The sequence below is a fragment of the Pseudomonas sp. Z2-11 genome, from assembly GCF_054161305.1.
This window is the reverse complement of the sequence record NZ_CP096395.1, coordinates 5,664,965-5,690,897: the sequence shown is the minus strand read 5'-3', so window position 1 is coordinate 5,690,897 and position 25,933 is coordinate 5,664,965. Positions and strand designations below refer to the sequence as shown.

Annotated in this window: 24 protein-coding genes; 13 read left to right on the top strand and 11 right to left on the bottom strand. The window is 60.4% G+C overall.

Going from position 1 to position 25,933, the window contains the following annotated elements:
- Positions 1-13: 13 nt before the first annotated feature.
- Positions 14-1,054 (bottom strand): threonine aldolase family protein, encoded by a 1,041-nt coding sequence (locus M1E16_RS25365; RefSeq protein WP_458128664.1) that lies wholly within the window; start codon positions 1,052-1,054, stop codon positions 14-16.
- Positions 1,055-1,248: 194 nt separating this feature from the next.
- Here M1E16_RS25365 and M1E16_RS25360 point away from each other — a divergent pair, with 194 nt between their 5' ends.
- The 8 genes from M1E16_RS25360 (at position 1,249) to fdhA (ending at position 11,304) form a co-directional block, all read left to right on the top strand.
- Positions 1,249-1,953: a TraX family protein gene (locus tag M1E16_RS25360; RefSeq protein WP_458128663.1), complete on the top strand. Its 705-nt coding sequence runs from the start codon at positions 1,249-1,251 to the stop codon at positions 1,951-1,953.
- Between the two features lie 308 nt (positions 1,954-2,261).
- The gene (gene glyA, locus M1E16_RS25355) at positions 2,262-3,515 is read left to right on the top strand and encodes a serine hydroxymethyltransferase (protein ID WP_030139294.1); all 1,254 of its coding nucleotides are present in this window, start codon (positions 2,262-2,264) and stop codon (positions 3,513-3,515) included.
- Between the two features lie 21 nt (positions 3,516-3,536).
- On the top strand, positions 3,537-4,787 hold the full coding sequence (locus M1E16_RS25350; protein WP_305498311.1) for a sarcosine oxidase subunit beta: 1,251 nt from the start codon (positions 3,537-3,539) through the stop codon (positions 4,785-4,787).
- A gap of 14 nt (positions 4,788-4,801) precedes the next feature.
- The gene (locus M1E16_RS25345; protein WP_434561923.1) at positions 4,802-5,131 is read left to right on the top strand and encodes a sarcosine oxidase subunit delta; all 330 of its coding nucleotides are present in this window, start codon (positions 4,802-4,804) and stop codon (positions 5,129-5,131) included.
- A complete protein-coding gene (locus tag M1E16_RS25340) occupies positions 5,128-8,145 on the top strand; it encodes a sarcosine oxidase subunit alpha (RefSeq protein ID WP_434699028.1) in 3,018 nt (1,005 codons plus the stop codon). The genes M1E16_RS25345 and M1E16_RS25340 overlap by 4 nt, the downstream gene beginning before the upstream one ends.
- Before the next feature lie 163 nt (positions 8,146-8,308).
- The gene (locus M1E16_RS25335) at positions 8,309-8,941 is read left to right on the top strand and encodes a sarcosine oxidase subunit gamma (protein WP_458128662.1); all 633 of its coding nucleotides are present in this window, start codon (positions 8,309-8,311) and stop codon (positions 8,939-8,941) included.
- A 158-nt stretch (positions 8,942-9,099) separates the two neighbouring features.
- Complete coding sequence (purU, locus tag M1E16_RS25330; RefSeq protein ID WP_458128661.1) at positions 9,100-9,957, top strand: formyltetrahydrofolate deformylase; 858 nt, start codon at positions 9,100-9,102, stop codon at positions 9,955-9,957.
- Between the two features lie 147 nt (positions 9,958-10,104).
- Entirely contained in the window at positions 10,105-11,304 is a 1,200-nt protein-coding gene (gene fdhA / locus M1E16_RS25325; RefSeq protein WP_003177608.1) for a formaldehyde dehydrogenase, glutathione-independent, read from the top strand.
- Between the two features lie 81 nt (positions 11,305-11,385).
- On the opposite strand, the gene M1E16_RS25320 is transcribed toward fdhA, so the two are convergent.
- The 5 genes from M1E16_RS25320 to M1E16_RS25300 all read right to left on the bottom strand — a co-directional run bounded on the left by M1E16_RS25320 (position 11,386) and on the right by M1E16_RS25300 (position 16,093).
- Positions 11,386-12,369, bottom strand: coding sequence for an RHS repeat-associated core domain-containing protein (locus tag M1E16_RS25320; RefSeq protein ID WP_458128660.1), 984 nt, complete (start codon positions 12,367-12,369; stop codon positions 11,386-11,388).
- Between the two features lie 29 nt (positions 12,370-12,398).
- On the bottom strand, positions 12,399-13,442 hold the full coding sequence (locus M1E16_RS25315) for an RHS repeat-associated core domain-containing protein (RefSeq protein ID WP_458128659.1): 1,044 nt from the start codon (positions 13,440-13,442) through the stop codon (positions 12,399-12,401).
- A gap of 128 nt (positions 13,443-13,570) precedes the next feature.
- Positions 13,571-14,572 (bottom strand): RHS repeat-associated core domain-containing protein, encoded by a 1,002-nt coding sequence (locus M1E16_RS25310; RefSeq protein WP_458128658.1) that lies wholly within the window; start codon positions 14,570-14,572, stop codon positions 13,571-13,573.
- Positions 14,573-14,612: 40 nt separating this feature from the next.
- Positions 14,613-15,320, bottom strand: a complete 708-nt coding sequence (locus tag M1E16_RS25305) for a lytic polysaccharide monooxygenase auxiliary activity family 9 protein (protein ID WP_434696589.1) — start codon at positions 15,318-15,320, stop codon at positions 14,613-14,615.
- Between the two features lie 194 nt (positions 15,321-15,514).
- A complete protein-coding gene (locus M1E16_RS25300; protein WP_458128657.1) occupies positions 15,515-16,093 on the bottom strand; it encodes a hypothetical protein in 579 nt (192 codons plus the stop codon).
- 159 nt (positions 16,094-16,252) lie between these two features.
- Here M1E16_RS25300 and M1E16_RS25295 point away from each other — a divergent pair, with 159 nt between their 5' ends.
- On the top strand, positions 16,253-16,822 hold the full coding sequence (locus tag M1E16_RS25295; RefSeq protein ID WP_458128656.1) for a DUF2780 domain-containing protein: 570 nt from the start codon (positions 16,253-16,255) through the stop codon (positions 16,820-16,822).
- Here the strand turns inward: M1E16_RS25295 and M1E16_RS25290 are convergent, their stop codons facing one another.
- The gene (locus tag M1E16_RS25290) at positions 16,823-17,710 is read right to left on the bottom strand and encodes an acyltransferase (protein ID WP_458128655.1); all 888 of its coding nucleotides are present in this window, start codon (positions 17,708-17,710) and stop codon (positions 16,823-16,825) included. It abuts the gene before it with no gap.
- 197 nt (positions 17,711-17,907) lie between these two features.
- On the opposite strand from M1E16_RS25290, the gene rloA2 reads away from it, so the two are divergent.
- Positions 17,908-18,414: a retropepsin-like aspartic peptidase RloA2 gene (rloA2, locus tag M1E16_RS25285; RefSeq protein WP_434602050.1), complete on the top strand. Its 507-nt coding sequence runs from the start codon at positions 17,908-17,910 to the stop codon at positions 18,412-18,414.
- Between the two features lie 115 nt (positions 18,415-18,529).
- On the opposite strand, the gene M1E16_RS25280 is transcribed toward rloA2, so the two are convergent.
- Positions 18,530-19,567 (bottom strand): RHS repeat-associated core domain-containing protein, encoded by a 1,038-nt coding sequence (locus M1E16_RS25280; protein ID WP_458128654.1) that lies wholly within the window; start codon positions 19,565-19,567, stop codon positions 18,530-18,532.
- A gap of 179 nt (positions 19,568-19,746) precedes the next feature.
- Between M1E16_RS25280 and creB the strand changes: the two genes are divergently transcribed.
- The 3 genes from creB to creD all read left to right on the top strand — a co-directional run bounded on the left by creB (position 19,747) and on the right by creD (position 23,445).
- Positions 19,747-20,427 (top strand): two-component system response regulator CreB, encoded by a 681-nt coding sequence (gene creB / locus M1E16_RS25275; protein WP_434696594.1) that lies wholly within the window; start codon positions 19,747-19,749, stop codon positions 20,425-20,427.
- Positions 20,427-21,845 (top strand): two-component system sensor histidine kinase CreC, encoded by a 1,419-nt coding sequence (gene creC / locus M1E16_RS25270; protein ID WP_458128653.1) that lies wholly within the window; start codon positions 20,427-20,429, stop codon positions 21,843-21,845. Before creB ends, creC begins: the two co-directional genes overlap by 1 nt.
- A 226-nt stretch (positions 21,846-22,071) precedes the next feature.
- On the top strand, positions 22,072-23,445 hold the full coding sequence (creD, locus tag M1E16_RS25265) for a cell envelope integrity protein CreD (RefSeq protein ID WP_434696597.1): 1,374 nt from the start codon (positions 22,072-22,074) through the stop codon (positions 23,443-23,445).
- 197 nt (positions 23,446-23,642) lie between these two features.
- Here creD and M1E16_RS25260 read toward each other — a convergent pair whose 3' ends face one another.
- The 3 genes from M1E16_RS25260 to M1E16_RS25250 all read right to left on the bottom strand — a co-directional run bounded on the left by M1E16_RS25260 (position 23,643) and on the right by M1E16_RS25250 (position 25,775).
- A complete protein-coding gene (locus tag M1E16_RS25260) occupies positions 23,643-24,272 on the bottom strand; it encodes a glutathione S-transferase (RefSeq protein WP_458128652.1) in 630 nt (209 codons plus the stop codon).
- Between the two features lie 196 nt (positions 24,273-24,468).
- On the bottom strand, positions 24,469-24,648 hold the full coding sequence (locus M1E16_RS25255) for a hypothetical protein (RefSeq protein WP_434655136.1): 180 nt from the start codon (positions 24,646-24,648) through the stop codon (positions 24,469-24,471).
- A complete protein-coding gene (locus M1E16_RS25250) occupies positions 24,645-25,775 on the bottom strand; it encodes a PepSY-associated TM helix domain-containing protein (RefSeq protein ID WP_458128651.1) in 1,131 nt (376 codons plus the stop codon). The genes M1E16_RS25255 and M1E16_RS25250 overlap by 4 nt, the downstream gene beginning before the upstream one ends.
- Positions 25,776-25,933: the final 158 nt, after the last annotated feature.

Sequence of the window (25,933 nt, the reverse complement as noted above, 5' to 3'; positions counted from 1 at the left end):
ATCGGTGGTTGCCTCAGGCGCTCATCACTTCCCGAATATCCGCCGCCAACTCCCGCACTCGCGCTTCTTCGGTATCCCACGAGCACATGAACCGTGCGCCGCCTTTGCCGATGAAGGTGTAGAAGCGCCAGCCCCGGGCGGTCAGCGCGGCGATGGCCGGTTCCGAGAGTTGCAGGAACACGCCGTTGGCCTGGACCGGGAACATCAGCTCGACGCCGGGAATGTCACTGACCAGTTGCGCCAGCAATTGCGCGCAACGGTTGGCGTGGCGGGCATGCTTGAGCCAGGCGTCGTTCTGCAGCAGGCCGACCCAGGGGGCGGAGAGGAAGCGCATCTTCGAGGCCAACTGGCCGGCCTGTTTGCAGCGATAGTCGAAATCTTCCGCCAGGTCGTGGTTGAAGAAGAGGATCGCTTCGCCCACCGCCATGCCGTTTTTCGTGCCGCCGAAGCACAGCACGTCGACGCCGGCCTTCCAGGTCAGGTCGGCCGGGGTGCAGCCGAGGAAGGCGCAGGCGTTGGAGAAGCGCGCGCCGTCCATGTGCAGGTTCAAACCCAGTTCCTTGCAGGTAACGCTGATGGCGCGGATCTCTTGCGGTGTATAAACGCTGCCGACTTCCGTAGCCTGGGTCAGGGTCACCACGCGCGGCTTGGGATAATGGATGTCCTGGCGCTTGAGGGCGATCTCGCGGATCGACTCGGGGGTCAGCTTGCCGTTTTCGGTGCGCGCCACCAAGAGCTTGGAGCCGTTGGAGAAGAACTCCGGCGCGCCGCATTCGTCGGTTTCGACGTGGGCGGTTTCCGAGCAGATCACGCTGTGGTAACTCTGGCACAGCGACGACAGGGCAAGGGAGTTGGCCGCAGTGCCGTTGAACGCGAAGAACACTTCGCAGTCGGTTTCGAACAAGGCACGGAAATCATCCGCCGCGCGGTGGGTCCATTCATCGTCGCCATAGGCGCGCTGGTGGCCCTGGTTGGCTTCTTCCATGGCCGCCCAGGCTTCGGGGCAAATGCCGGAATAGTTGTCGCTGGCGAATTGTTGGCTCTTGTCGGTCATGGCCTTGCTCCTTGAATAGAGAGTCCTGGGTAAGAGATCCCTGGTGGAATTCCCGGGTGAGGGGTTCCATGGTTCGGCGTGTTTGGGTCCACAGCGCCGTGGTCGATAGTGGTGCGCACTTTACCCAAGATTAGCGAGGGAGCACACGGGATGTTTAGGTCAGAAAATCACAAAATCAGCGGGCCGCAGTACGCATGAGTCAGCGCGATGCTGCGCTGGACCTGCTCAAGTGGCTGGCACTGTTGGCGATGGTCCTCGATCATCTGCGATATGTCGGTTTTTCCGCCGATTGGCTTTATGTGCCGGGACGCTTGGCATTTCCCTGGTTCTGCCTGGCGATGGCGGCCAACCTCGCACGCAACGGCGCCAGCTCGCTTCCGTGGCGTTACCTGGGCTGGCTGTTGCTGTTCAGCGCCATCAGTGAAATCCCCTACCGCTTGTTCGTTCCCAACCCCACTACGTTGAACGTGATGCCGACGCTGGTGCTGGGATTGTTGCTGGCGCGCTGTTGGCAAACCCCCACCTTGCAGGCGCGATGCCTGGCGGTGGCGACGCTGCTGCTGGCGGCGCTGTGCTCGTCACAGTTGATGTTCGGGTTCTACGGCGTGCTGCTGCCGTTGGCGATGTTGCTGGTGCATCGCCGGCCTTGGTATTTCGCGTTGCTACCGGGAATGGTCTGCGTGGCCGCCAATCAATGGCGGGTGTTGTATGGCGCGGCATGGCTGGGCGACACGGTGGCGCTCTGGGGTCTGGTGGCTTGCCTGATCGCGCCATGGCTTGGGCTGGCGCTTTTGCGACAGGCGGGGCGTTTTCGTCCAGTGCCCATGCGGCGCTGGGCGTATGCGCTGTATCCCGGGCATTTCCTTATATTGCTCGCGGTCCGCCAGGTCATTGCATAACCCTTCGTGGCGAGGGAGCTTGCTCCCGCTGGAGGGCGAAGCCCTCCCAAAAGGCCTCCCCGGATTTACCTGATGTGCCGAGGCGTCTGGTCTTAGGGCTACTTCGTAGCCCAGCGGGAGCAAGCTCCCTCGCCACAAGGGCCGTCTTCGATTCCATTTGATCCCATGTCGTAAACGCACCTTTGCGTGGCGTCCATAGGCATTTGACCTGCCTGCGCCGGCCATACCATCGCATCCAAAGGGCACGACCGAAACGGTCCGTGCCTCACCGAGACGAAAGGCGCACTGCCGCCGCTGGGAGAGACGCGATGTTCAGCAAGCAAGACCAGATCCAGGGTTACGACGATGCACTGCTGGCGGCGATGAATGCCGAGGAGCAACGCCAGGAAGATCACATCGAACTGATCGCGTCGGAGAACTACACCAGCAAGCGCGTGATGCAGGCCCAGGGCAGCGGCCTGACCAACAAGTACGCCGAAGGTTACCCGGGCAAGCGCTACTACGGTGGCTGCGAGCACGTCGACAAGGTCGAAGCCCTGGCCATCGAGCGCGCCAAACAACTGTTCGGCGCCGATTACGCCAACGTCCAGCCGCATTCCGGTTCGTCGGCCAACAGCGCCGTGTACCTGGCCTTGCTGCAAGCCGGTGACACCATCCTGGGCATGAGCCTGGCCCACGGCGGTCACCTGACCCACGGCGCCAAGGTGTCGTCCTCGGGCAAGCTGTACAACGCGGTGCAATACGGCATCGACACCACCACGGGCCTGATCGACTACGACGAAGTCGAGCGCCTGGCGGTCGAGTGCAAGCCGAAGATGATCGTGGCCGGTTTTTCTGCCTATTCCAAGACCCTGGATTTCCCCCGCTTTCGCCAGATCGCCGACAAGGTCGGTGCGCTGCTGTTCGTCGACATGGCTCACGTCGCCGGCCTGGTTGCCGCCGGCCTGTACCCGAACCCGCTGCCGTACGCCGACGTGGTCACCACCACTACCCACAAGACCCTGCGCGGCCCACGCGGCGGCCTGATCCTGGCCAAGGCCAACGAAGAGATCGAGAAAAAGCTCAACGCCGCCGTATTCCCTGGGGCCCAGGGCGGTCCGCTGATGCACGTCATCGCTGGCAAGGCGGTGTGCTTCAAGGAAGCGGCGGAGCCGGGCTTCAAGGCTTACCAGCAGCAAGTGATCGACAACGCCCAGGCCATGGCGGGCGTGTTCATCAAGCGCGGCTACGATGTAGTGTCCGGCGGCACCGACAACCACCTGTTCCTGGTCAGCCTGATCCGCCAGGGCCTGACCGGCAAGGACGCGGACGCCGCCCTGGGCCGCGCCCACATCACCGTGAACAAGAACGCCGTGCCGAACGACCCGCAATCGCCGTTCGTGACCTCGGGCCTGCGCATCGGTACGCCGGCAGTGACCACCCGCGGCTTCAAGGTGACCCAGTGCGTCACGCTGGCCGGCTGGATCTGCGACATCCTCGACAACCTCGGCGATGCCGATGTCGAGGCCAATGTCGCGCAGCAAGTGGCGGCCTTGTGCGCGGACTTCCCGGTTTATCGCTGAGTCGGTTTTGGAGTAATGACTATGCAACGCTATTCGGGCTTCGGCCTCTTCAAACACTCACTCAGCCATCATGAAAACTGGCAGCGGATGTGGCGCACGCCGACCCCGAAAAAGGTCTACGACGTGGTCATAGTCGGCGGCGGCGGGCATGGTCTGGCGACCGCCTACTACCTGGCCAAGGAGCACGGCATCACCAACGTGGCCGTGGTCGAGAAGGGCTGGCTGGGCGGCGGTAACACCGCGCGCAACACCACCATCGTGCGCTCCAACTACCTGTGGGACGAATCGGCCCACCTGTACGAACACGCGATGAAACTCTGGGAAGGCCTGTCCCAGGACCTGAACTACAACGTGATGTTCTCCCAGCGTGGCGTCTACAACCTGTGCCACACCTTGCAGGACATCCGTGATTCCGAGCGCCGCGTCAGCGCCAACCGCCTCAACGGCGTGGACGGCGAACTGCTCGATGCCAAGCAAGTGGCTGACGAGATTCCGTACCTGGATTGCTCGAAGAACACCCGTTATCCGGTGATGGGCGCCACCGTCCAGCGTCGCGGCGGCGTGGCCCGTCACGATGCCGTGGCCTGGGGTTTTGCCCGGGCGGCGGACGCCTTGGGCGTGGACCTGATCCAGCAGACCGAAGTGATCGGTTTCCGCAAGGAAAACGGCGTGTGCATCGGCGTGGAGACCAACAAGGGCTTCATCGGCGCCAAGCGCGTCGGCGTGGTGACCGCAGGTAACTCCGGGCACATGGCCAAGCTTGCCGGTTTCCGCCTGCCGGTCGAATCCCATCCGCTGCAAGCGCTGGTGTCCGAGCCGATCAAGCCGATTATCGACAGCGTGATCATGTCCAACGCCGTGCACGGCTACATCAGCCAGTCCGACAAAGGCGACCTGGTGATCGGCGCCGGTATCGACGGCTACAACGGCTACGGCCAGCGTGGCTCGTACCCGGTGATCGAGCACACCATCCAGGCCATCGTCGAGATGTTCCCGGTGCTCTCGCGGGTGCGCATGAACCGCCAGTGGGGCGGCATCGTCGACACCACGCCGGACGCCTGCCCGATCATCTCCAAGACGCCAGTGCCGAACATGTTCTTCAACTGCGGTTGGGGCACCGGCGGCTTTAAAGCGACACCTGGCTCGGGCAACGTGTTTGCCGCGAGTTTGGCCAAGGGCGAAATGCACCCATTGGCCGCCCCTTTCTCCATCGACCGTTTCCACAACGGTGCGTTGATCGATGAACACGGCGCTGCTGCGGTTGCCCACTAACAGGAGAAATCCCCATGTTGCACATCTTCTGTCCTCACTGCGGCGAACTGCGCTCCGAAGAGGAATTCCACGCATCCGGCCAGGCGCACATCCCGCGTCCGCTGGATCCGAACGCCTGCACCGACGAGGAGTGGGGCGACTACATGTTCTTTCGCGACAACCCTCGCGGCCTGCACCATGAGTTGTGGATTCACGCCGCCGGTTGCCGCCAGTATTTCAACGCGACCCGTGACACCGTGACCTACGAGATTCTCGAAACCTACAAGATCGGTCAAAAGCCGCAATTCACCGACAAGGCTGACAGTCCGAAAGCGGCCGCGCAGGCTCTGGGAGAGAAGGTATGAGCCAGATCAATCGCCTGTCCAACGGCGGACGGATCGACCGCAACAAAGTGCTGACATTCACCTTCAACGGCCAGAGCTACAAAGGCTTCGAAGGCGATTCCCTGGCCGCTGCGCTGCTGGCCAACGGCGTCGACATCATTGGTCGCAGCTTCAAGTATTCTCGTCCGCGCGGCATCTTTGCCGCCGGTGCGGAAGAGCCGAACGCGGTGTTGCAGATTGGCGCCACCGAAGCCACGCAGATACCGAACGTGCGCGCCACGCAACAGGCGCTGTACCAGGGCCTGGTCGCCACCAGCACCAACGGTTGGCCGAACGTCAACAACGACATGATGGGGATTCTCGGCAAGGTCGGCGGTAAGCTGATGCCGCCGGGCTTCTACTACAAAACCTTCATGTACCCGCAATCGTTCTGGATGACTTACGAGAAGTACATCCGCAAAGCCGCAGGGTTGGGTCGCTCGCCGACCGAGAACGATCCGGACACCTACGACTACATGAACCGTCACTGCGACGTGCTGATCGTCGGCGCTGGCCCTGCTGGCCTGGCCGCTGCATTGGCCGCGGCCCGCAGCGGTGCGCGAGTGATCCTGGCCGATGAGCAGGAAGAGTTCGGCGGCAGCCTGCTCGATTCCCGCGAGAGCCTGGACGGCAAGCCGGCGACCGAGTGGGTCGCGGCGGCGGTGGCTGAACTGCGCTCGATGCCCGAGGTGGTGCTGCTGCCTCGCGCCACGGTGAACGGTTACCACGACCACAACTTCCTGACCATCCACGAGCGCCTCACCGATCACCTTGGTGACCGCGCACCGATCGGCCAGGTGCGCCAGCGCATCAACCGGGTTCGCGCCAAGCGCGTGGTGCTGGCGACTGGTGCTTGCGAGCGCCCGCTGGTCTACGGCAACAACGATGTGCCGGGCAACATGCTGGCGGGTGCGGTTTCTACCTACATCCGCCGCTACGGCGTGGCACCGGGCAAGAAACTGCTGCTGAGCACCAACAACGACCACGCCTATCGCGTCGCCCTGGACTGGTTCGACGCCGGCCTGCAAGTGGTGGCCGTCGCCGATGCGCGCAGCAATCCACGTGGCGCGCTGGTGGAAGAAGCCCGCGCCAAGGGCATCCGCATCCTCACCGGAAGCGCCGTGATCGAGGCCCGTGGCAGCAAGCGCGTCACCGGGGCTCGTGTTGCCGCGATCGACGTCCGCGCCCACAAGGTCACCAGCCCTGGCGAATGGCTGGACTGCGACCTGGTGGCCAGTTCCGGCGGCTACAGCCCGGTGGTCCACCTGGCTTCGCACCTGGGCGGCAAGCCGATCTGGCGTGAAGACATCCTCGGTTTCGTGCCGGGCGAAGCGCCGCAGAAACGCGTGTGCGTCGGTGGTGTGAATGGCGTCTACGGTCTCGGCGACTCCTTGGCCGACGGTTTTGAAGGCGGCGTGCGCGCGGCCAGCGAAGCCGGCTTCAAGGCTGTGGAGGGCGTGTTGCCCAAGGCGCTGAGCCGTCATGAAGAACCGACCCTGGCGTTGTTCCAGGTGCCGCATGAAAAAACCACCGCACGGGCGCCGAAGCAATTCGTCGACCTGCAGAACGACGTCACCGCCGCCGCCATCGAACTTGCCACCCGCGAGGGCTTCGAGTCGGTGGAACACGTCAAGCGCTACACCGCACTGGGCTTCGGCACCGACCAGGGCAAGCTGGGCAACGTCAACGGCCTGGCCATCGCGGCCCGCTCGCTGAACGTGAGCATCCCGCAGATGGGCACCACCATGTTCCGTCCGAACTACACGCCGGTGACCTTCGGCGCGGTGGCCGGTCGGCACTGCGGGCACATCTTCGAACCGGTGCGCTTTACCGCGTTGCATGCCTGGCATGTGAAAAACGGCGCCGAGTTCGAAGACGTCGGCCAGTGGAAACGGCCTTGGTACTTCCCGAAGAACGGCGAAGACCTGCATGCCGCGGTCAAGCGCGAATGCAAGGCCGTGCGCGACAGCGTCGGCCTGCTGGACGCCTCGACCCTGGGCAAGATCGACATCCAGGGCCCGGATGCCCGTGAGTTCCTCAACCGCATCTACACCAACGCCTGGACCAAGCTCGACGTGGGCAAGGCCCGCTACGGCCTGATGTGCAAGGAAGACGGCATGGTCTTCGACGACGGCGTGACCGCCTGTCTGGCCGACAACCACTTCCTGATGACCACCACCACTGGCGGTGCGGCCCGTGTACTGCAATGGCTGGAGATCTACCAGCAGACCGAATGGCCGGACCTGAAGGTGTATTTCACCTCGGTTACCGACCACTGGGCAACCATGACCCTGTCGGGGCCCAACAGCCGCAAGCTGCTGAGCGAAGTCACCGACATCGACCTGGACAAGGACGGCTTCCCGTTCATGACCTGGAAGGAAGGCCTGGTAGGCGGCGTGCCGGCGCGGGTGTTCCGCATCTCGTTCACCGGTGAGCTGTCGTACGAAATCAACGTGCAGGCCGACTACGCCATGGGCGTGCTCGAACAGATCGTCGAGGCCGGCAAGAAGTACAACCTGACCCCGTATGGCACCGAGACCATGCACGTGTTGCGGGCCGAGAAGGGCTTCATCATCGTCGGCCAGGACACCGACGGCTCGATGACCCCGGACGACCTGAACATGGGCTGGTGTGTCGGCCGGACCAAGCCGTTCTCGTGGATCGGCTGGCGTGGGATGAATCGCGAAGATTGCGTGCGTGAAGAGCGCAAGCAACTGGTGGGCCTCAAGCCGATCGACCCGAATGTCTGGCTGCCGGAAGGCGCGCAGCTGGTGTTTAACCCCAAGCAGGCGATCCCGATGTCGATGGTCGGCCACGTGACCTCCAGCTATGCGCATAACTCCCTGGGTTATTCGTTTGCGATGGGCGTGGTCAAGGGCGGCTTGAAGCGCCTCGGCGAGCGAGTCTTCGCCCCGCTGGCGGATGGCCGGGTGATCGAGGCAGAGATCGTTTCTTCGGTGTTCTTCGATCCGAAGGGGGATCGGCAGAACGTTTAATGACTTGAGGTCCTGGTGGGAGCAGTTGTTCTGCGTCGTCTGCATCGCGAGCAGGCTCGCTCCCACAGGAGACCGCATAACCCTTGTGGGAGCGAGCCTGCTCGCGAAGGCGGCAGAACAGCTCCACAAGGGCCGAATTAAGAATTCAAGACAGGTGCTCCATATGACCGCAGTCAACGTGTACCAACAACGCCCCACCACCGGGGCCAAGGCCGAGTCGTCGCTGCACCATGCCGACCTCGCCAGCCTGGTGGGCAAGGGCCGCAAGAACGCCGGCGTGACCGTGCGCGAGAAAAAACTCCTCGGCCACCTGACCATTCGTGGCGATGGCCACGATCCGGCGTTCGCCGCGGGCGTGCACAAGGCCCTGGGCCTGGAGTTGCCGGGTGCGCTGGCTGTCATCGTCAAGGGCGAAACCAGCCTGCAATGGCTGGGTCCGGATGAATGGCTGCTGATGGTGCCTTCTGGCGAAGAGTTCGTCGCCGAAAAGAACCTGCGCGAAGCCCTGGGCGACCTGCACATCCAGATCGTCAACGTCAGCGGCGGCCAGCAGATCCTTGAACTGTCGGGCCCGAACGTGCGCGACGTGCTGATGAAATCCACCAGCTACGATGTACACCCAAGCAACTTCCCGGTGGGCAAGGCCGTGGGCACGGTGTTCGCCAAGTCGCAACTGGTGATCCGCCACACGGCTGAAGACACCTGGGAACTGGTGATCCGCCGCAGCTTTTCCGATTACTGGTGGCTGTGGTTGCAGGATGCGGCGGCTGAGTATGGGTTGAGCGTGCAGGCCTGATTCTTGGCCTTGGAATGCTGTCGTGGCGAGGGAGCTTGCTCCCGCTCGGTTGCGCAGCGACCGCAAGATCCTGGGCCTGCTTCGCAGCCCAGCGGGAGCAAGCTCCCTCGCCACGGAGTTCTGTGTCGCTTCGTTAATTTGGAACAGGAGTCACCGCAATGAGCCGCGCCCCAGACACATGGATCTTGACCGCCGACTGCCCCAGCGTGCTCGGCACGGTGGATGCGGTGACCCGCTTTTTGTTCGAGCAGGGCTGCTACGTCACCGAGCACCATTCCTTCGACGACCGGCTCTCGGCGCGCTTCTTCATTCGCGTGGAGTTTCGCCAACCTGACGGTTTCGACGAGCAGAGCTTCCGCGCCGGCCTGGCCGAGCGGGCGCAAGCCTTCGGCATGGTCTTCGAACTGACGCCGCCCAACTACCGGCCGAAAGTAGTGATCATGGTCTCCAAGGCCGATCACTGCCTCAACGACTTGCTCTACCGCCAACGCATCGGCCAGTTGTCGATGGACGTGGTGGCGGTGGTCTCCAATCACCCGGACCTCCAGCCGCTGGCCGACTGGCACCAGATTCCCTACTACCATTTCCCCCTGGACCCGAACGACAAGCCGGCCCAGGAGCGGCAGGTGTGGCAGGTGATCGAGGAGACCGGCGCCGAGCTGGTGATTCTTGCCCGTTACATGCAAGTGCTGTCGCCGGAACTGTGCCGCAAGCTCGACGGCAAGGCCATCAACATCCATCACTCATTGCTGCCGGGCTTCAAGGGCGCCAAGCCGTATCACCAGGCCTACAACAAAGGCGTGAAACTGGTAGGCGCCACGGCGCATTACATCAACAACGACCTGGACGAAGGCCCGATCATCGCCCAGGGCGTGGAAGTGGTGGATCACAGCCACTATCCCGAAGACCTGATCGCCAAGGGACGCGATATCGAAGGGCTCACCTTGGCCCGCGCGGTGGGGTACCACATCGAGCGACGAGTATTTCTGAACGCCAATCGTACCGTGGTGCTTTAGCCACAAGCTTCAAGCCGCAAGAAAAGGCGGTATGCGTGCTTCTTGCGGCTTGTGCTTGCCGCTTGAAGCTCAGGCATCAACCCGAGCAATCAACGCGCTGCCTGCCTGGGCAACGCAGTTCCACAAAAACAACAGCGAGGTGAAAGCATGTCTGGTAATCGTGGTGTCGTGTATCTCGGCAACGGCAAGGTCGAAGTACAGAAAATCGACTATCCCAAAATGCAGGACCCGCGCGGCAGGAAGATCGAGCACGGCGTCATCCTGCGCGTAGTCTCCACCAACATCTGCGGCTCCGACCAACACATGGTGCGCGGCCGTACCACTGCCCAGACCGGCCTGGTCCTGGGTCACGAGATCACCGGTGAAGTGATCGAAAAGGGCAGCGACGTCGAAAACCTGAAAATCGGTGATCTGGTCTCGGTGCCATTCAACGTTGCGTGCGGGCGCTGCCGTTCCTGCAAGGAGCAACACACCGGTGTCTGCCTGACCGTCAACCCGGCCCGTGCCGGCGGTGCCTACGGTTACGTCGATATGGGCGACTGGACCGGCGGCCAAGCCGAATACGTGCTGGTGCCGTACGCCGACTTCAACCTGCTGAAACTGCCGGACCGCGACAAGGCCATGGAGAAAATCCGCGACCTGACCTGCCTGTCCGACATCCTGCCGACCGGCTACCACGGCGCCGTCACCGCCGGCGTCGGCCCTGGCAGCACCGTCTACATCGCTGGCGCCGGCCCGGTTGGCCTCGCGGCTGCCGCTTCCGCCCGCCTGCTGGGTGCTGCGGTAGTGATCATCGGCGACGTCAACTCCATCCGCCTGGCTCACGCCAAGGCCCAAGGCTTTGAAATCGTCGACCTGTCCACAGACACCCCACTGCACGAGCAAATCGCCGCGCTGCTGGGCGAACCGGAGGTGGACTGCGCCGTCGATTGCGTGGGCTTCGAAGCCCGCGGCCACGGCCATGACGGCGTCAAGCACGAAGCCCCGGCCACCGTACTCAACTCATTGATGGGCGTGGTCCGCGTGGCCGGCAAGATCGGCATTCCCGGCCTCTACGTCACCGAAGACCCGGGCGCAGTCGATGCAGCCGCAAAAATGGGCAGCCTGAGCATCCGCTTCGGCCTGGGCTGGGCCAAATCCCACAGCTTCCACACCGGCCAGACCCCGGTGATGAAGTACAACCGCCAGCTGATGCAGGCGATCATGTGGGACCGCATCAACATTGCTGAAATCGTCGGCGTGCAGGTCATCAGCCTGGATGACGCGCCGAAGGGCTATGGCGAGTTCGATGCGGGTGTGCCGAAGAAGTTTGTGATTGATCCGCATAAGTTGTTTAGTGCGGCGTGAGGTTGGGTCTGCAGTAATGAAAGGGCGGCAGTGAGATGCCGCCCCTTTTATGTGCTCACGGCGTTTTCGAGGCGGGCAGAATCAGTCAGGTAAATAAACTCCACGTTCTCTTCCTAAACTATCATACCGCCCAAATTCGGCGTGGTAGGCATCCTCCCTCGCCACAGCCCTACGGATAAGAAGAGTATTCAATGCGCGTTTTTTTTGTTGATAAGCATTTATCATTTCGATCGCGTGAGCAGGAACTATTCCGTTCATGTGACCCCGTGCTGCGGATTTGACACTATCTATTGAGGCTTCTCCTAGTTCCGGTTTGAAGAGGCGGGCAGGTGACTTGGCAATCGAATAGACTTCTTGTTTCATGGCCCGTGATGTCGAAGCAAGCGAGACCATGTCCGGTGCAGGTAAATAGCTGACGATTTCCTTAAGGATATGTGGCGCTCCCTTGATCTTTTCAAACGCTCCAAGTGGTGCTTTGTAGCGTTGAGGTGTCCTGAGCCGGATAAGGTTTAGAAGACCTTTCCATACGTTAGGGAAATGCCCAGAGGGATCGGACTTGTTAACCGGATCTCCAATGCAGTACGCATAAGCATTCAACCCACCCTTGCCAAACGGACTCAAACTGTCCGAACTGTTGAACCGCATCAGCACAGGATTGAATGCGCGATATCCATTACCCAATAAATAATGGCCGGTCATCGGGTCGGGTCGTTCTCCATTGAAGGCAAGCAGGCCGAGCAAGCCGTTTACATGAGGGTGGTGACCGTAGGCCGTGTAAGCGAAGGCGTAAGGTTGCGTTGCGTCGAGCATCTGTAAAACAGAACGCTGCTGATCGATGGCGAGCACCGTGGTTTTGCTAATCGCATTTTCCCGTTGCTGCTGTGCCAGCAATTGGTCGTTGTGCTGGAAAATCGATCGTTGCACCGGCCCCTCGATTTCACTGGCCAAGCGCTCCTTCAGGTAAAAGCGCTGAGTGCGGGCCTGGGCCGCTGGGGTGCAGTCGACCAAGCGATCGAGCGGGTCATAGTGATAGCGGCAAAGCGTATCTGTTCTCTCTGTCAACATAAAATTGCTCCGTAAAAGCCCGTTTTTATTTACAGCTGTTTTCGAAATACGCCAATCCAATAAGCGGCACTTTCTTGCTCAGTCATGAATCTGTTGAAGTTAGAGCTTCTATCGGTGGAGGAGACAATCTTGAAACTCAAGGATCTATGCGCTGCCTCGGGGATCTTCAATTGTGGGATATTCGATTGCTTGACCATGCTACGTGTTGAAAGCGACCGAACCTGGTCAATGTCGTTGCTGTAGATCTCGAGGACGGCACCGTTCTTTTGAAGACTGGAATAGTTGTTTGCGCTGTCAAAAGTGTTGGTGACAAAAAAGGAGTCTCCTTTGCTCTTGCTTCGAATGCCTTTTTTTATGATTTGCTCTGCATTTTCGCGGCTCGTGCCGTGGAAACCAATGAAGTCTCTTCTTCTATCCGTAGATGTTTTCGCCGCTGGCGAAACGGGTGGCGATAAAGACTGCTTGGCATTTTTTGTTGAGCTTTGTGTTTTTCTTGTTGGCGTAAAAAGTTGTCTCAAGCTTCTGAATAACCCCCTGAGCGGTATATGTCCTGTGAGATCCTCATAATTTACCGGGTCCCCTAAGCAATAGGCATATGGATTCAACCCACCTTTGCCAAACGGACTCAAACTGTCCGGACTGTTGAAGCGCATCAGCACCGGGTTGAATGCGCGATATCCATTACCCAGTAAATAGTGCCCGGTCACCGGATCGGGTCGTTCTCCGTTGAAGCCAAGCAGGCTTAGCAAGCCGTTTTCCTGAGGGCGGTGACCGTAGGCCGTGTAGGCAAGGGGATGGGGTTGTGCTGCGTCAAGCATCTGCAAAACAGAACGCTGCTGATCGGTGACGAGCAATACAGTCTCGCTGGTCTCATCTTTCCATTGCTGCTGGGCCAACAACCGGTCGTGGTGCTGGAAAATCGATCGTCGCACCGAGCCTTGGATTTCTGAGGTCAGCCGATTCTTCAAGTAGAAGCGCTGGGTGCTGGCCTGGGCCGCTGCTATGCAATTGGCCAGGCGATCAAGAGGATCGTAGTGATAGCGGCAAAGAAGCGTTTCGTCGATAGAAGGCATGGGCTTCGCTCTGAATAAAAGAAAACCTCGGACGCAGGTATAAGGCTCAGGCAGATGCGAATGGTTGTCTAGCTAGCGGAAGTGTTAGTTTGGCTGCTCACGTTTTCCGACCTTCAACCTATACACAATCAAATGTGAGAATCGCTTGATACCCTTATCGACTCGGCTGTTTGGTTGAGATCGTCAGGTACGGAAATAGCAATTGAAGGGGAGGAAGAGGAGAGATTCGGCGTACCTGCCTCCGGTATTTTGACGGGCAGTTTTTCTTTCTTCGAAAATCCGAAAATTTGTCTAACGTTACCTTTTATCTTGTTCCATAGCGGGCCGGCTTTTTGCGCGGTGCGTAGCGCGAGGACGCCGCGGGTAGCGGCTCCTCCGATTAACGCTGCCGTGCCCACGGCCGAAACATAGGGACCAATCGGGTTGCCGGCAAGTTGCATGACTGCCCCCGCTGCAGTACCTGCGGAGCCTGACAGGCTGACACGGGTGGCCCACAGCGCAGCGCCACTCACTTTGGGTCCTAAGATCATGCCCGCAGGCACTATGGTGTGCAGCGCAATGGTTAAACTGCGTTGTATCGGAGCCAATATCGCCAGGGCGAACTCGCCTGTCGGGTCCGTGTGATTAACAGGATTTCCCAAGGCATAGGCATAAGCGTTTATTCCACCCTTATCGAATGGGCTGCGTCTGTCCGGGCTGTTAAATCGCATCAACACCGGATTGAACGCCCGATAGCCATTACCCAACAGATAATGCCCGGTCACCGGATCCGCTCGTTCGCCGTTGAAGCCAAGCAGGCTGAGTAAGCCATTTTGCGGGGCGCGATGTCCGTAGGGTGTGTAGGCGAGGGAATGAGGCTGCGTGGCATCGAGCGCGTGCGATATCGAGCGCTGAAGGTCGGTGGCGAGCAAGGTGGTTTCGACGACGCCGTCCTGGCGCTGTTGTTGCGCCAGGAGTTGGTCGTCCTGCTGGAAAATCGATCGTTGGACCGAGCCCAGGATTTCGCTGGTCAGGCGCTCTTTCAGGTAGAAGCGCCGGGTGCTGGTCTGGTCCGCTCCTGCGAAGTCGGCCAAGCGATCCAGTGGATCGTAATAATAGTGGCAGAGTAGGGTTCGCTGGTTCTTCGGCATGGAGTCGACCATTAGTGAAATTAACGATAAGGATCAGTCGTCAGCTTTTCCCATTTGCCAGCACCACATCGCTGCAACTGAAGAATGTTTCACGGGCAGGGTCTTCATGGCGTTGCCACATGATGAAGATCACTGACCGGCTGTCCGTGGCGTAGCCTGCAGGTAATTGAACGTCCAGGTAATAAGTACCCGGTCCCTTGGTGTCCGGAGCGAGCCTCACCTTGACGTCAGGGGATTGCTTCAGCGCGGCCCAGTTGAGATTGTCCGGGTCGGTCAGGTAAACCTTGAATTCGCTGGGGTCATGCATCTGGCTCGCCACGTAAGTGAGCTGCACGCGGCCATCCTTCACGTCCAGGTTGGTGGTGTGCCAGGCAGCGCTTTTGATATTGATGCTGTCGAAGCGATCCTGCCCGGCGGAACACAGTTTCCCATCGGGAGCGACATCTTCCGGCTTTGTGCCTTCGGGGATGTTTTGCGAGTAGGCGTTCCAATCGTTGAACAGACGGGCGCGTTCCCAATCGGCGTCGCCTGCCGCTGTAAAGGCTTCCCGGCACGCAGCGTTCTTGATGTTTGCGCTGCCATTGTTGAAGTCCTGCTGATCCCAGCAATAGTACTGGCGAGACGGCGGCATCTGCGAGGTACCGTGTTTTATCTCCGGGCTCTTGGACGGGGTTTTGACATCAGTACAACTGATCAGACCGATGCCGGACAGAAGAATGCAGCTCAGGGCTAGGCTGGAATATTTCATTGTAAATTCCTTTTTCTAGAGAAAATTCCTTTATTTCGAACACGACGTCCGGGCTGTTTTCAGCGCAAAGGAACGGTATCTGCCAAGGTTTTTACCTTCGACGATCCGAGCTTAGGACCGGGTTGAACTGCTGCCTACTGTCAGAGTTGACAGTACTGCGTCAAAAAAAACCGGAGCATGCGGCATGGCCGCGTTCAGGGTTGGCTCGTTATGGCTTCGCCGACCCGCTGGCAGAATTGCGGATAGAACGCCTGGGCGTTCATGCCACGGCAATCGTCCTTGATCTGCGCCAGGGCGGCCGGACTGAAGGACAGGCTGCGCGGCATGCTGGCGAAGTCGAAGTAGCCGTCCTGTTGGGTCTTGATGGCATCGAACCCCGGCATGTCATACATCAGTTCGACGTCATCATCGGCAAGCATTCGCGCTTTCACGGTCACTTGGGTATACGCCTTTCCTCCTGGCGCGCCATTCAGCGCCGCCAGGCCGTGGCCGACGATGCGCAGCATGTCCGGCGCCCAATCGTCACCCGCCTCGATGGGCGTGGCGGGGCGGTAGAAAACGGTCAGGCCCTGCTGGTCTCGTGTGACCTGCGTCAGGGCTGGATCATAACGCTTGATGCGGTGCTCGATGGTCAGCCAGGTCTTTTGCGCGTCGCTGACGTCGTCGGCAAGTTCCGGGTTCAACGGGCCGCGCTGGCACTCGCTGACGCCGAAGGCGATGAGCATGCCCGTCAGAATGACCGCGAGGGCGCCCCCACCGATTTGTACGTTCATGGCGTTACTCTGCTGAAAGAAGCCTGCACTGTATTCGATGGCAGGTATTGCTGCACGCGGCAAGCGCGGTGTTGAACAAACCCCGGCTATCCCAGTCCAACGCTCGACTTTGCGCCGCCCCTTTCCGGGCGGCTTTTTCATGTTCCAGAGGATGTCCCGATGAAGGTTTCACGCGGTTTTGCACTGTCTTGCCTGCTCTCGTTGGCAGCTGGCCCGGCCTTCGCACAGTTCAGCCTCGCTGATGCGACAAGCGTGATCTCGGCCATTCAGGGCAACCAGCAGGAGGGGGCGGTGGCGGCTGCGCCGAAAGCCGCCGGGTTGCTCAATACCCTCGGCTCGGAACTCCAGATTACGCCGGAGCAAGCCGTGGGCGGTGCCGGGGCGATGCTCGGGCTGGCCAGGAACCAGCTCGGCGAGGCGCAGTTCTCCGAGCTGAGCAAAAGTGTGCCGGGGCTCGATCAGATCGCCGGGAACAACGCCATCGGTGGCCTTAACGGCTTGGGTGGCTTGCTGGGCGGCGGGTCGGACAAAAACGCTTTGCTCGACGGCTTGCTCGGCAACGTCAAGGACACCGGTGACCTGAACAATGCCTTCAGCGCGCTGGGCATGGACAGCGGCATGATCGGCCAGTTTGCCCCGATCATCTTGCAGTACCTCGGCCAACAGGGCGTCGCCAGTTCGCTGTTGCAGAACCTGGGCGGTATCTGGGGCGCTGGCGCCGGTATCTGATCAGGCGCTCTGGTTGCGCAGATGAGCAATGCGCTGGTCCTTTTCATGCCAGAGCTGGTTGACCCAGTCCTGCACATGCTGGCGAAACACCGGGTCGTTTTCGTAATCGCCTTGCCACAGCGCCGGGTCCAGCTCGCGGGTCTGGATGTCGACGATGACCCTGGGCACCGCGCCGCTGATCAAGTCCCAGAACCCCGGGATGCGCTGCTGAGGATAGACCACCGTCACGTCGAGGATCGCATCCAGTTGCTCGCCCATCGCCGCCAGCACAAACGCCACGCCGCCGGCCTTGGGCTTGAGCAGATGGCTGAACGGCGACTGCTGTTGTTGGCTTTTGGCGGAGGTGTAGCGCGTACCTTCGAGATAATTCACCACGGTGACCGGTTGGCGCTTGAACAGCTCGCAGGCGGCCTTGGTGATTTCCAGATCCTTGCCGGCCAGCTCCGGGTTCTTCGCCAGGAACGCCTTGGTGTAACGCTTCATGAAAGGGTAATCCAATGCCCACCACGCGAGCCCTAGGAACGGCACCCAGATCAGCTCTTTCTTGAGGAAGAACTTGAAGAACGGCGTGCGTCGGTTGAGGGTCTGGACCAAGGCGGGGATATCCACCCATGACTGGTGATTGCTGATCACCAAGTATGAAGTGTCGCTACGCAGGCCCCCACCGCCGCGAATGTCCCATCGGGTGGGGATGCACCAGGCAAAGATCAACTTGTCGATCTCGGCCCAGGTCTCGGCAATCCACATCACCGCCCACGAGGCGTAATCGCGAAGGCGCCCGGGCAGGACCAGTTTGAGCAATGCGAATACCATCAGCGGCCCGAACAGCACCAGGGTATTGAGCAGTAGCAGCAGGGTGACGAAACAGCCGGTGAGCAGGCGGCGCATAGATGACTCTTGTAAACGGGGTGGGCGGGCCATGATAAGCAGCTTCGCGCGGCAGGCCAAATCGGCCTGGACGAAAGTTTCACTTGGGCTTGTATAGGCTGAACCTGCTTTTGTGGCGAGGGAGCCACGGTACGCTTTACCGAACGAATTCATCGGCCACTGTCTAAAATCCCACTCCCACAACGGAAGCCCCTTACATGAAATCCGTTTTAGCCCTGCTTTCCCTGGTGGCCCTCCCCGTGCTCGCCGCCGAACCGACCCTCTATGGGCGCTACGAATACATCGCGCTGCCGGAAATCGGTGGCGAAGTGCTCAAGGCCAAGATGGACACCGGCGCATTGACCGCCTCGCTGTCGGCCAAGGACATCGAGACGTTTACCCGTGACGGCGATGACTGGGTACGTTTCCGCCTGGCGACCAAGGATGCGAGCAACAAGATCTACGAACACAAGATCGCCCGCATCAGCAAGATCAAGACCCGTTCCGAAGAGGACGAGGACGACGACGAAAAGGTCGCCCCCAGCAAGCGTCCGGTGGTGGAACTGGAAATGTGCCTGGGTAACGTCAAGCGCACTGTCGAGGTCAACCTGACCGACCGCAGCAGTTTCAACTACCCGCTGCTGATCGGTGCCAAGGCCTTGCGTGAGTTCGACGCGGCGGTGAACCCGGCTCGGCGGTTTACGGCGGATAAACCGGACTGTTGAGGGTGCTGTTCAGGATGCGGACGAGGCCCCGGAGATGGTCGATGTTTTCGGGGCTGGGTCGGCGTTGATGTTGTGTAGTGCCGGCAATGAATTTTGCTGATTTAGCGGCAGTCGGTTATTGGCGGATTTCCTTGAGTAGGTCGATATTGGTGAAATTTTTTATATATTCTGCTCGATGTATTTTTGCCTGCTGGAGGTAATGGTTCGGCGCCCGTTTAAGGGGTGTGGCCGGGTTGAGTTTGTTGTAATTGTTTGTTTTCGAGCGGTTATAAAGATTTTTAAAATGAGAAATGGTTATATCAAAGGGGGTTGTATCGAGCAGAGTTTGTCCGCCATATTCGAATTCGTATTTAACGTTCGGATCTGGATATCTATCAAAGTGATAGCCTTGTTTTGCTTTGTTGTAGCCTTCTAAGCTGGTCTTTAGATCAGTTAAATTATCGCTTACGCTATAGCTGCTTTGATTTTTCAGTAGCTTTTCATTTTGATCTATCAGATTGGCCTTGCGTTTCATTGATTGCCGATAGCTGCGGGCCGCTGCTAATTTTTTCATTGGGATTTTGCGTAATCCTTGCTTCGCCAGGTTTTTAAGAAATGCATCCATAACGGGCTTAATGGGTATATGCCCCGTGGGATCCGTCCAGTTAATCGGGTCCCCTGCGCAATACCCATATGCATTCAATCCACCTTCCCCAAACGGACTCAGACTGTCCGGACTGTTGAAGCGCATCAGCAACGGATTAAACACTCTGTATCCGCTACCCAATGAGTAATGCCCTGTCACCGGATCCGGCGACTCACCGTTAAAACCCAGCAAGCTGAGCAAACCATTTTCCGCTGGGCGATGGCCGTAAGGTGTATAGGCGAAGGGATGGGGGCCGGTTGCATCAAGCACGTTCAACAACGAGTGCTGTTGATCGGTCGCCAGCAGGGCGGTGTTGACCCTTGCATTTTCGTGACGCCGTTGCGCCAACAGCCGTTCGTCGTGCTGGAAGACGCTGCGCTGCACTACGCCTTGTATCTCGGTAGCCAAGCGGCTTTTGCAGTAAAAGCGCTGGATGCCGGCCTGTTCATAAGGCGCACGATCGACCAGGCGGTCCAGCGGGTCGTAGTGGTAGCGGCACAATACAGTTTCGCGGGAAGACGCGGACATCGACCTAGCTCCCTTTGGAGTCGAAAACACTGACCTCGAGCATCCGCCGTTTACAACTACTTGCCCACTATCAGAACTGTCAGTCCGAACAGCCTGGCAACGAGCAGCTCGACTACCGATTGACGTGCCCCGAGGCTTGGGGCACCGTTCCGGCAACTTTACTGTCGGGCCCGGTCGCCATGCCTCATATTCTGATTGTCGAAGACGAAGCCGCCATCGCTGATACGCTGGTGTTTGCGCTGCAGGGCGAGGGCTTTGACACCACCTGGTTGAGCCTGGGAGCCGCGGCCCTGGAGCATCAGCAAAAGACTCCGGCGGACCTGATTATTCTCGACGTCGGCCTGCCGGATATCAGCGGTTTCGAGACGTGCAAGAATCTCAGACGTTTCAGCGACGTTCCGGTAATTTTTCTTACGGCTCGGGATGGCGAGATCGACCGGGTGGTGGGCCTGGAGATTGGCGCTGATGATTACGTGGTCAAGCCCTTCAGCCCTCGCGAGGTTGCCGCCAGGGTTCGCGCGATTCTCAAGCGCGTGGCGCCGCGGCCTTTCGCGGAAGCGGTTTCGGCGTTGTTCCAGGTGGACAGCGAGCGCGTGCAGATCAGCTATCGCGGCAAGCCGTTGAACCTCACTCGTCATGAGTTTCGCCTGTTGAACTGCCTGCTGGAGCAGCCTGAGCGGGTCTTCAGTCGCGAGCAATTGCTCGACGCCCTGGGCGTGGCCAGCGATGCCGGCTACGAGCGCAGCATCGACAGCCACATCAAGAGCCTGCGCGCCAAGTTGCGCCTGGTCAGGGCCGAGGCCGAACCGATCCAGACCCACCGGGGCCTTGGCTACAGCTACAGCCCGGGCCACAGCTGATGTCGCTGGGTATCCGTATTTTCCTGGCCTACGTGCTGTTCATCGGCCTGGCCGGGTATTTCGTGCTCAACACGGTGATGGAGGAGATCCGTCCCGGTGTGCGCCAGTCCACCGAGGAAACCCTGGTAGACACGGCCAACCTGATGGCCGAGATCCTGCGGGACGATTTCAAGGCCGGGACACTCAGCCAGAACCGCTGGCCGCAATTGCTCAGGTCCTATGGCGAGCGCCAGCCGGCGGCGACGATCTGGGGATTGCCAAAAAACCAGGTCAACCATCGCATCTACGTCACGGATGCCAATGGCATCGTCGTGCTCGATTCCAGTGGCGTGGCGGTGGGCCAGGATTATTCGCGGTGGAATGACGTCTACCTGACCCTGCGCGGCCATTACGGCGCTCGTTCGACCCGCAACGATCCGGACGATCCGGCGTCGTCGGTGATGCATGTCGGGGCACCGATCCGCGACAACGGAAGAATCATCGGCGTGGTCACGGTGGCCAAGCCCAACAGCTCGTTGCAACCTTACATCGACCGCACGGAGCGGCGCCTGCTGGCGTACGGTGCCGGGTTGATCGGCCTGGGCCTGTTGCTGGGCGCCTTGCTGTCCTGGTGGCTCAGCGCGGCTTTGCGTCGGTTGACTCGTTATGCCCAGGCGGTGAGCCAGGGGCGGCGGGTGGAAGTGCCGCATTATCGCGGCGGCGAATTCGAGCAACTGGCGGGCGCCGTCGAACACATGCGCACCCAGCTCGAAGGCAAGGCCTACGTCGAGCGTTATGTGCACACCTTGACTCATGAACTGAAGAGCCCGCTGGCCGCGATTCGCGGCGCCGCCGAGCTCCTGCAGAGCGACATGCCCGCCGCCCAGCACCAGCGCTTTGTCAGCAACATCGACAGCGAAAGCGTGCGCATGCAGCAATTGATCGAGCGCCTGCTCAACCTGGCCCAGGTCGAGCAGCGCCAGGGGTTGGAGGATATTGTCGCGGTGCCGTTGGCGGCGTTGGTCGATGAATTGCTGGAAGCTCGCGGCGGCTGGATCGAAAGTCGTCAATTGCGCGTGGAGCGATACATCGCCGCTGATCTGACGCTGACCGGGGAGGCCTTCCTGTTGCGCCAGGCGTTGGGCAACTTGCTGGAAAATGCCTTGGACTTCACCCCTGTCGAAGGCCTGTTGCGCATCAACGCCGAGCGCCTGGGCAGCCGCGTCGAGATCCGTCTTTTCAACCAGGCCGAGCCGATTCCCGACTACGCACTACCGCGCCTGAGCGAGCGGTTTTATTCCTTGCCGCGCCCTGGCACCGGGCGCAAGAGCACAGGGCTGGGGCTCAACTTTGTCGAGGAAGTGGTGCAGTTGCATGGGGGGGAATTTTGCATTGGCAATGTCGAGGGTGGGGTGGAAGTGGTGCTGCGGTTGCCCTGACACCTCAAAGTCCATCTGAAAAAGCAGGCACTTGTGGGAGCGAGCTTGCTCGCGAAGACAGTGGCACATCCAACATCATCGCCCAGACAGTCCGCTATCGCGAGCAGGCTCGCTCCCACAGTTGAGTTGCCGTCGGGCCTGTTTCCACACAATCTCCACATTCCCCTCATAAACCGCCCACACAGCCGCGCCAGACTCTTCCCCATTCGAACAGGGAGAGCCCCACATGAACCGCAGCCTCGCTATAAAACTGGGCATGATTGCCCTGTTGATTCTCTTGCTGATGATCCCGCTGTTGATGATCAACGGCCTTATCGATGAGCGCCAGGAGCTGCGCGATGGGGTGTTGCAGGACATCGCCCGCAGTTCCAGCCACAGCCAGCAGTTGATCGGCCCGATGATCGTGGTGCCGTTTCGCAAGGACGTGAAGGTCTGGAATACCAACGAGAAGACCGGCGTGCGTTTCCTCGAAACCGTCGAGCAAACGGGCGAGTTGTATTTTCTCCCGGAGCAATTTGAGCTCGACGGCCAGATCCGCACCGAAACACGTGCCCGGGGCATCTACGAAGCGCGCTTGTTTCATGCCGACAACCGGATCGATGGCCGCTTCAAAGTGCCGGAACGTTATGGCGTCGCCTCGAAGGATTTCGCCGATTACCGCTTTGACGAGCCGTACCTGAGCGTCGGAATCAGCGACATTCGCGGCATCGAGAACGCGTTGACCCTGACGCTGAACCAGCAGACGGTCGACTTCCTTCCCGGTTCGCGGCTTGGCTGGCTGGGGCAGGGCGTACACGTGCCGTTGCCGATGATCACCGCCCAGGGCAGCCCCGAACTGACCTTCGGTTTCGACCTGCGCCTGCAAGGCACCGGCGAGCTGCAGATCCTGCCGGTGGGCAAGTCCACCAAAGTGCATCTGTCCGCCGATTGGCCGCACCCGAGCTTCATCGGCAACTACCTGCCGGTCAATCGCGAGATCAATGAACAGGGCTTCAATGCCGACTGGCAGACCTCGTTTTTCTCCACCAACCTTTTGGAAACGCTGCAAGCCTGCGATCCCAGCGATGGTTGCGAAGCGTTCCGCAGCCGCGCGTTCGGGGTGAGTTTCGTCGATCCGGTGGACCAGTACCTGAAGAGCGATCGGGCGATCAAATATGCGCTGCTGTTCATCGCGCTGACCTTCGCCGGGTTCTTCCTCTTCGAAGTGCTCAAGAGCCTCGCGGTGCACCCGGTCCAGTACGCATTGGTCGGCGTGGCGCTGGCGTTCTTCTACCTGCTGCTGTTGTCGCTGTCGGAGCACATCGGCTTCACCCTGGCGTACCTGGTATCGGCCAGTGCCTGCGTGGTGCTGATCGGCTTCTACGTCTGCCATGTGCTGCGCAGCGTGAGCCACGGCCTGGGATTTTCAGCGGGGTTGGCGGGGTTGTATGGACTGCTTTACGGCCTGTTGAGCGCCGAAGACTACGCGCTGTTGATGGGTTCGTTGCTGCTGTTCGGCCTGCTGGGCGTGTTCATGGTGCTGACCCGCAAGCTGGATTGGTACGGGGTGGGCGCGAAGCCGGCGGCTGCGATGAGTTTTGATCTGGGAGAGGTGAAATGAGCCGGTCGTTGGGGTTGCGGGAGGACCAGCGGGTGGGGGATATGCTGGTGATGCGAATTGTCGGGTTGTTTCCTTTGGATCCGGTGCGCGGCCTTCGCGAGCAGGCTCGCTCCCACAAGAGCGCAACACAATCAAATGTGGGAGCGAGCCTGCTCCGGGCGGCGTTCCGACGAAGAGGCCGGTGAGCCAAGACAGTTTTAGACCCGGGGCACCGTCTCGGCCATCGAAGGCCGCAAACTGACCTCGGAAAACCACGCCGCCAGCTGCGGATTGTTCTCGCGCCATTCCAGGTCGGCATGGCGCAGGTCCAGGTAACCCAGGGCGCAGGCCACGCTGATGGACGCGACGTCGAAATGGCTGGCCAGTTCGGCAATCGCCTCGGATTCGAGCGTGGCGAGGGCGCGACGAATCTTGTCCCGCTGCGCATCGAGCCATTCGTCCCAGTGTTTTTCCACAGGACGCAGGGCTGTCTCGTAGCGGATCATCACCGCCGCGTCCATGATCCCGTCGGCCATGGAGGCCAGGGTCAGGCGCCGCCAGCGCGCGGCGCCATCGCGCGGGATCAGCGGGTTGCCGACGTGTTGGTGGTCGAGGTAGTCGAGGATGACGCGGCTGTCGTGGATCACCGTCCCGTTGGCCAGGCGCAGGGCCGGGATCTTGCTCAACGGATTGTCATGGATCAGTGCTTGGTCCGGCTTGACCGGCGTGAGTTGGCTGAGCTGCAAGGCGACGCGATCCTGCTGGCCGGTTTCGTGGAGCAGCACCAGGACCTTGCGGACGAAGGGCGAAGCGGGGTTGTGGAACAGGGTCATGCTGGGGGTGGACATGCAGAACATCCTCGATTGGGCGGGCTGGGCTTAGCCTAGACAGTTGCGGGTCTGCTGGCGAGTAACGAATCGATAGGTGTATTCCACTGTGGGAGCGAGCTTGCTCGCGATGGCGGCGTGTCAGTCAACATCAATGCAACTGAACTTCCGCTATCGCGAGCAAGCTCGCTCCCACAGGGGCTGCGCCTGGCTGGGGTTATCCGCGTTTGATCAAGCCCCAGGTCCCAAGCAGGGTCGGGATTCCCAATCCAACCCAGCTCAGCGCATCCCAGGCGCCGTCACCGAGCAATGCGCTGAACAGCCCCGCCGCGCTCAATGCGCCGATCACCACGGGAATGCCAAACACCTTCCAGAAATTCGACTGCCGAGGCCTCACGAGGTTACCTCCGCGCCGACGGTCGCGCGCTTGGCGGCTTTACGTCGCACCACCCACAGATAAACGCCACTGCCCAGGACGATGATGGTCAGCACATCCAGGGTTGCCCAGAAAATCTGCATTGGCCGGCCACCGTAGTCGCCGAAGTGCAGAGGCAGGGACAGGCTCATCACGTCCATGTACCACGGCCGCTCGGCCACGGCGGTGACGTCCAAGGTGCTGGCGTCGATCAATACCGGAGTGAGCAGGTGCGAGGTCAGGTGGGTGTCGCCCTTCATGAACACACTGTAGTGATGCTCGCTGGAAAACAGCGTGCCGGGGAAGGCGATGAAGCTGGGCTCCATGCCCGGCGCGACTTCCTTGGCAATGTCGAGCAGGCGGGTCGCCGGCGCCAGTTGTGTCAATGGCGGGGCGTTGCGGTACGGCTCGACCATCGCGCTGAGGCTGTCGTTGCGCCACGCGGCGATGATCAGGTCGGCGCAGGCGGCAATCACGCCGGTCACGCCCACGGTCAGCGCCCAGACCAGGGTGACGGCGCCGATCAGGTTGTGCAGGTCGAGCCAGCGCAGGCGGGTGGATTTGTCCTGGCGCACCGTGCCGAAGTTCAAGCGCCGCATGAACGGCAAGTACAGCACCACGCCGGAGACGATGGCAATCACGAACAGAAACCCCATGAACGCCAGCAGCAACTTGCCCGGCAGCCCGGCGAACATGTCCACGTGCAGGCGCAGCATGATCATCATGAAACCGCCGTTGGCCGAAGGCATTTCCAGGGCTTCGCCGGTGCGCGCGTCGAGCATGAAGGTATGGGACGAATTGGGTTCGGTACCCGGTGTCGGCGCCATGATGGTGATCACGCCGTTGGGGTCGTCTTCGTCCCAGCCGAAATACTGGACCACTTCACCCGGACGATGAGCCTTGGCTTTTTCCACCAGTTGTTGAAGATCCAACGGCGGCGTGCCGGCCGGCATTTCCCGCAGCTCCGGGGCATCGCCCAACAGATGCTCGATTTCATGATGGAAAATCAGCGGCAGCCCGGTGATTGCCAGCATCAGCAGGAACACCGTACAGATCAGGCTGCTCCAGGTGTGGACAAAGGACCAGCGGCGAATGGTTTTGCTTTTCATGATCGATCCGAATGCAAAAGGGCACCTGCAGCAACAACTCTGTTCATTTTGGATTGAGTATCCATCGTGGCGAGGGAGCTTGCTCCCGCTGGGTTGCGTAGCAGCCCCAAAAGCTTAGGACCGCTGCGCAGTCCAGCGGGAGCAAGCTCCCTCGCCAC

What these genes read in the sequence shown, in the direction of transcription:
- M1E16_RS25360 (WP_458128663.1), top strand. Translation starts at nt 1,249, where the DNA reads ATGAGTCAGCGCGATGCTGCGCTGGACCTGCTCAAGTGGCTGGCACTG.
- M1E16_RS25315 (WP_458128659.1), bottom strand. Translation starts at nt 13,442, where the DNA reads ATGCCTTCTATCGACGAAACGCTTCTTTGCCGCTATCACTACGATCCT.
- rloA2 (WP_434602050.1), top strand. Translation starts at nt 17,908, where the DNA reads ATGAAATCCGTTTTAGCCCTGCTTTCCCTGGTGGCCCTCCCCGTGCTC.
- creD (WP_434696597.1), top strand. Translation starts at nt 22,072, where the DNA reads ATGAACCGCAGCCTCGCTATAAAACTGGGCATGATTGCCCTGTTGATT.
- M1E16_RS25365 (WP_458128664.1), bottom strand. Translation starts at nt 1,054, where the DNA reads ATGACCGACAAGAGCCAACAATTCGCCAGCGACAACTATTCCGGCATT.
- creC (WP_458128653.1), top strand. Translation starts at nt 20,427, where the DNA reads ATGTCGCTGGGTATCCGTATTTTCCTGGCCTACGTGCTGTTCATCGGC.
- M1E16_RS25295 (WP_458128656.1), top strand. Translation starts at nt 16,253, where the DNA reads ATGAAGGTTTCACGCGGTTTTGCACTGTCTTGCCTGCTCTCGTTGGCA.
- glyA (WP_030139294.1), top strand. Translation starts at nt 2,262, where the DNA reads ATGTTCAGCAAGCAAGACCAGATCCAGGGTTACGACGATGCACTGCTG.
- M1E16_RS25335 (WP_458128662.1), top strand. Translation starts at nt 8,309, where the DNA reads ATGACCGCAGTCAACGTGTACCAACAACGCCCCACCACCGGGGCCAAG.
- M1E16_RS25345 (WP_434561923.1), top strand. Translation starts at nt 4,802, where the DNA reads ATGTTGCACATCTTCTGTCCTCACTGCGGCGAACTGCGCTCCGAAGAG.
- M1E16_RS25340 (WP_434699028.1), top strand. Translation starts at nt 5,128, where the DNA reads ATGAGCCAGATCAATCGCCTGTCCAACGGCGGACGGATCGACCGCAAC.
- M1E16_RS25320 (WP_458128660.1), bottom strand. Translation starts at nt 12,369, where the DNA reads ATGTTGACAGAGAGAACAGATACGCTTTGCCGCTATCACTATGACCCG.
- M1E16_RS25310 (WP_458128658.1), bottom strand. Translation starts at nt 14,572, where the DNA reads ATGCCGAAGAACCAGCGAACCCTACTCTGCCACTATTATTACGATCCA.
- M1E16_RS25305 (WP_434696589.1), bottom strand. Translation starts at nt 15,320, where the DNA reads ATGAAATATTCCAGCCTAGCCCTGAGCTGCATTCTTCTGTCCGGCATC.
- fdhA (WP_003177608.1), top strand. Translation starts at nt 10,105, where the DNA reads ATGTCTGGTAATCGTGGTGTCGTGTATCTCGGCAACGGCAAGGTCGAA.
- M1E16_RS25290 (WP_458128655.1), bottom strand. Translation starts at nt 17,710, where the DNA reads ATGCGCCGCCTGCTCACCGGCTGTTTCGTCACCCTGCTGCTACTGCTC.
- M1E16_RS25250 (WP_458128651.1), bottom strand. Translation starts at nt 25,775, where the DNA reads ATGAAAAGCAAAACCATTCGCCGCTGGTCCTTTGTCCACACCTGGAGC.
- M1E16_RS25300 (WP_458128657.1), bottom strand. Translation starts at nt 16,093, where the DNA reads ATGAACGTACAAATCGGTGGGGGCGCCCTCGCGGTCATTCTGACGGGC.
- purU (WP_458128661.1), top strand. Translation starts at nt 9,100, where the DNA reads ATGAGCCGCGCCCCAGACACATGGATCTTGACCGCCGACTGCCCCAGC.
- creB (WP_434696594.1), top strand. Translation starts at nt 19,747, where the DNA reads ATGCCTCATATTCTGATTGTCGAAGACGAAGCCGCCATCGCTGATACG.
- M1E16_RS25280 (WP_458128654.1), bottom strand. Translation starts at nt 19,567, where the DNA reads ATGTCCGCGTCTTCCCGCGAAACTGTATTGTGCCGCTACCACTACGAC.
- M1E16_RS25260 (WP_458128652.1), bottom strand. Translation starts at nt 24,272, where the DNA reads ATGTCCACCCCCAGCATGACCCTGTTCCACAACCCCGCTTCGCCCTTC.
- M1E16_RS25350 (WP_305498311.1), top strand. Translation starts at nt 3,537, where the DNA reads ATGCAACGCTATTCGGGCTTCGGCCTCTTCAAACACTCACTCAGCCAT.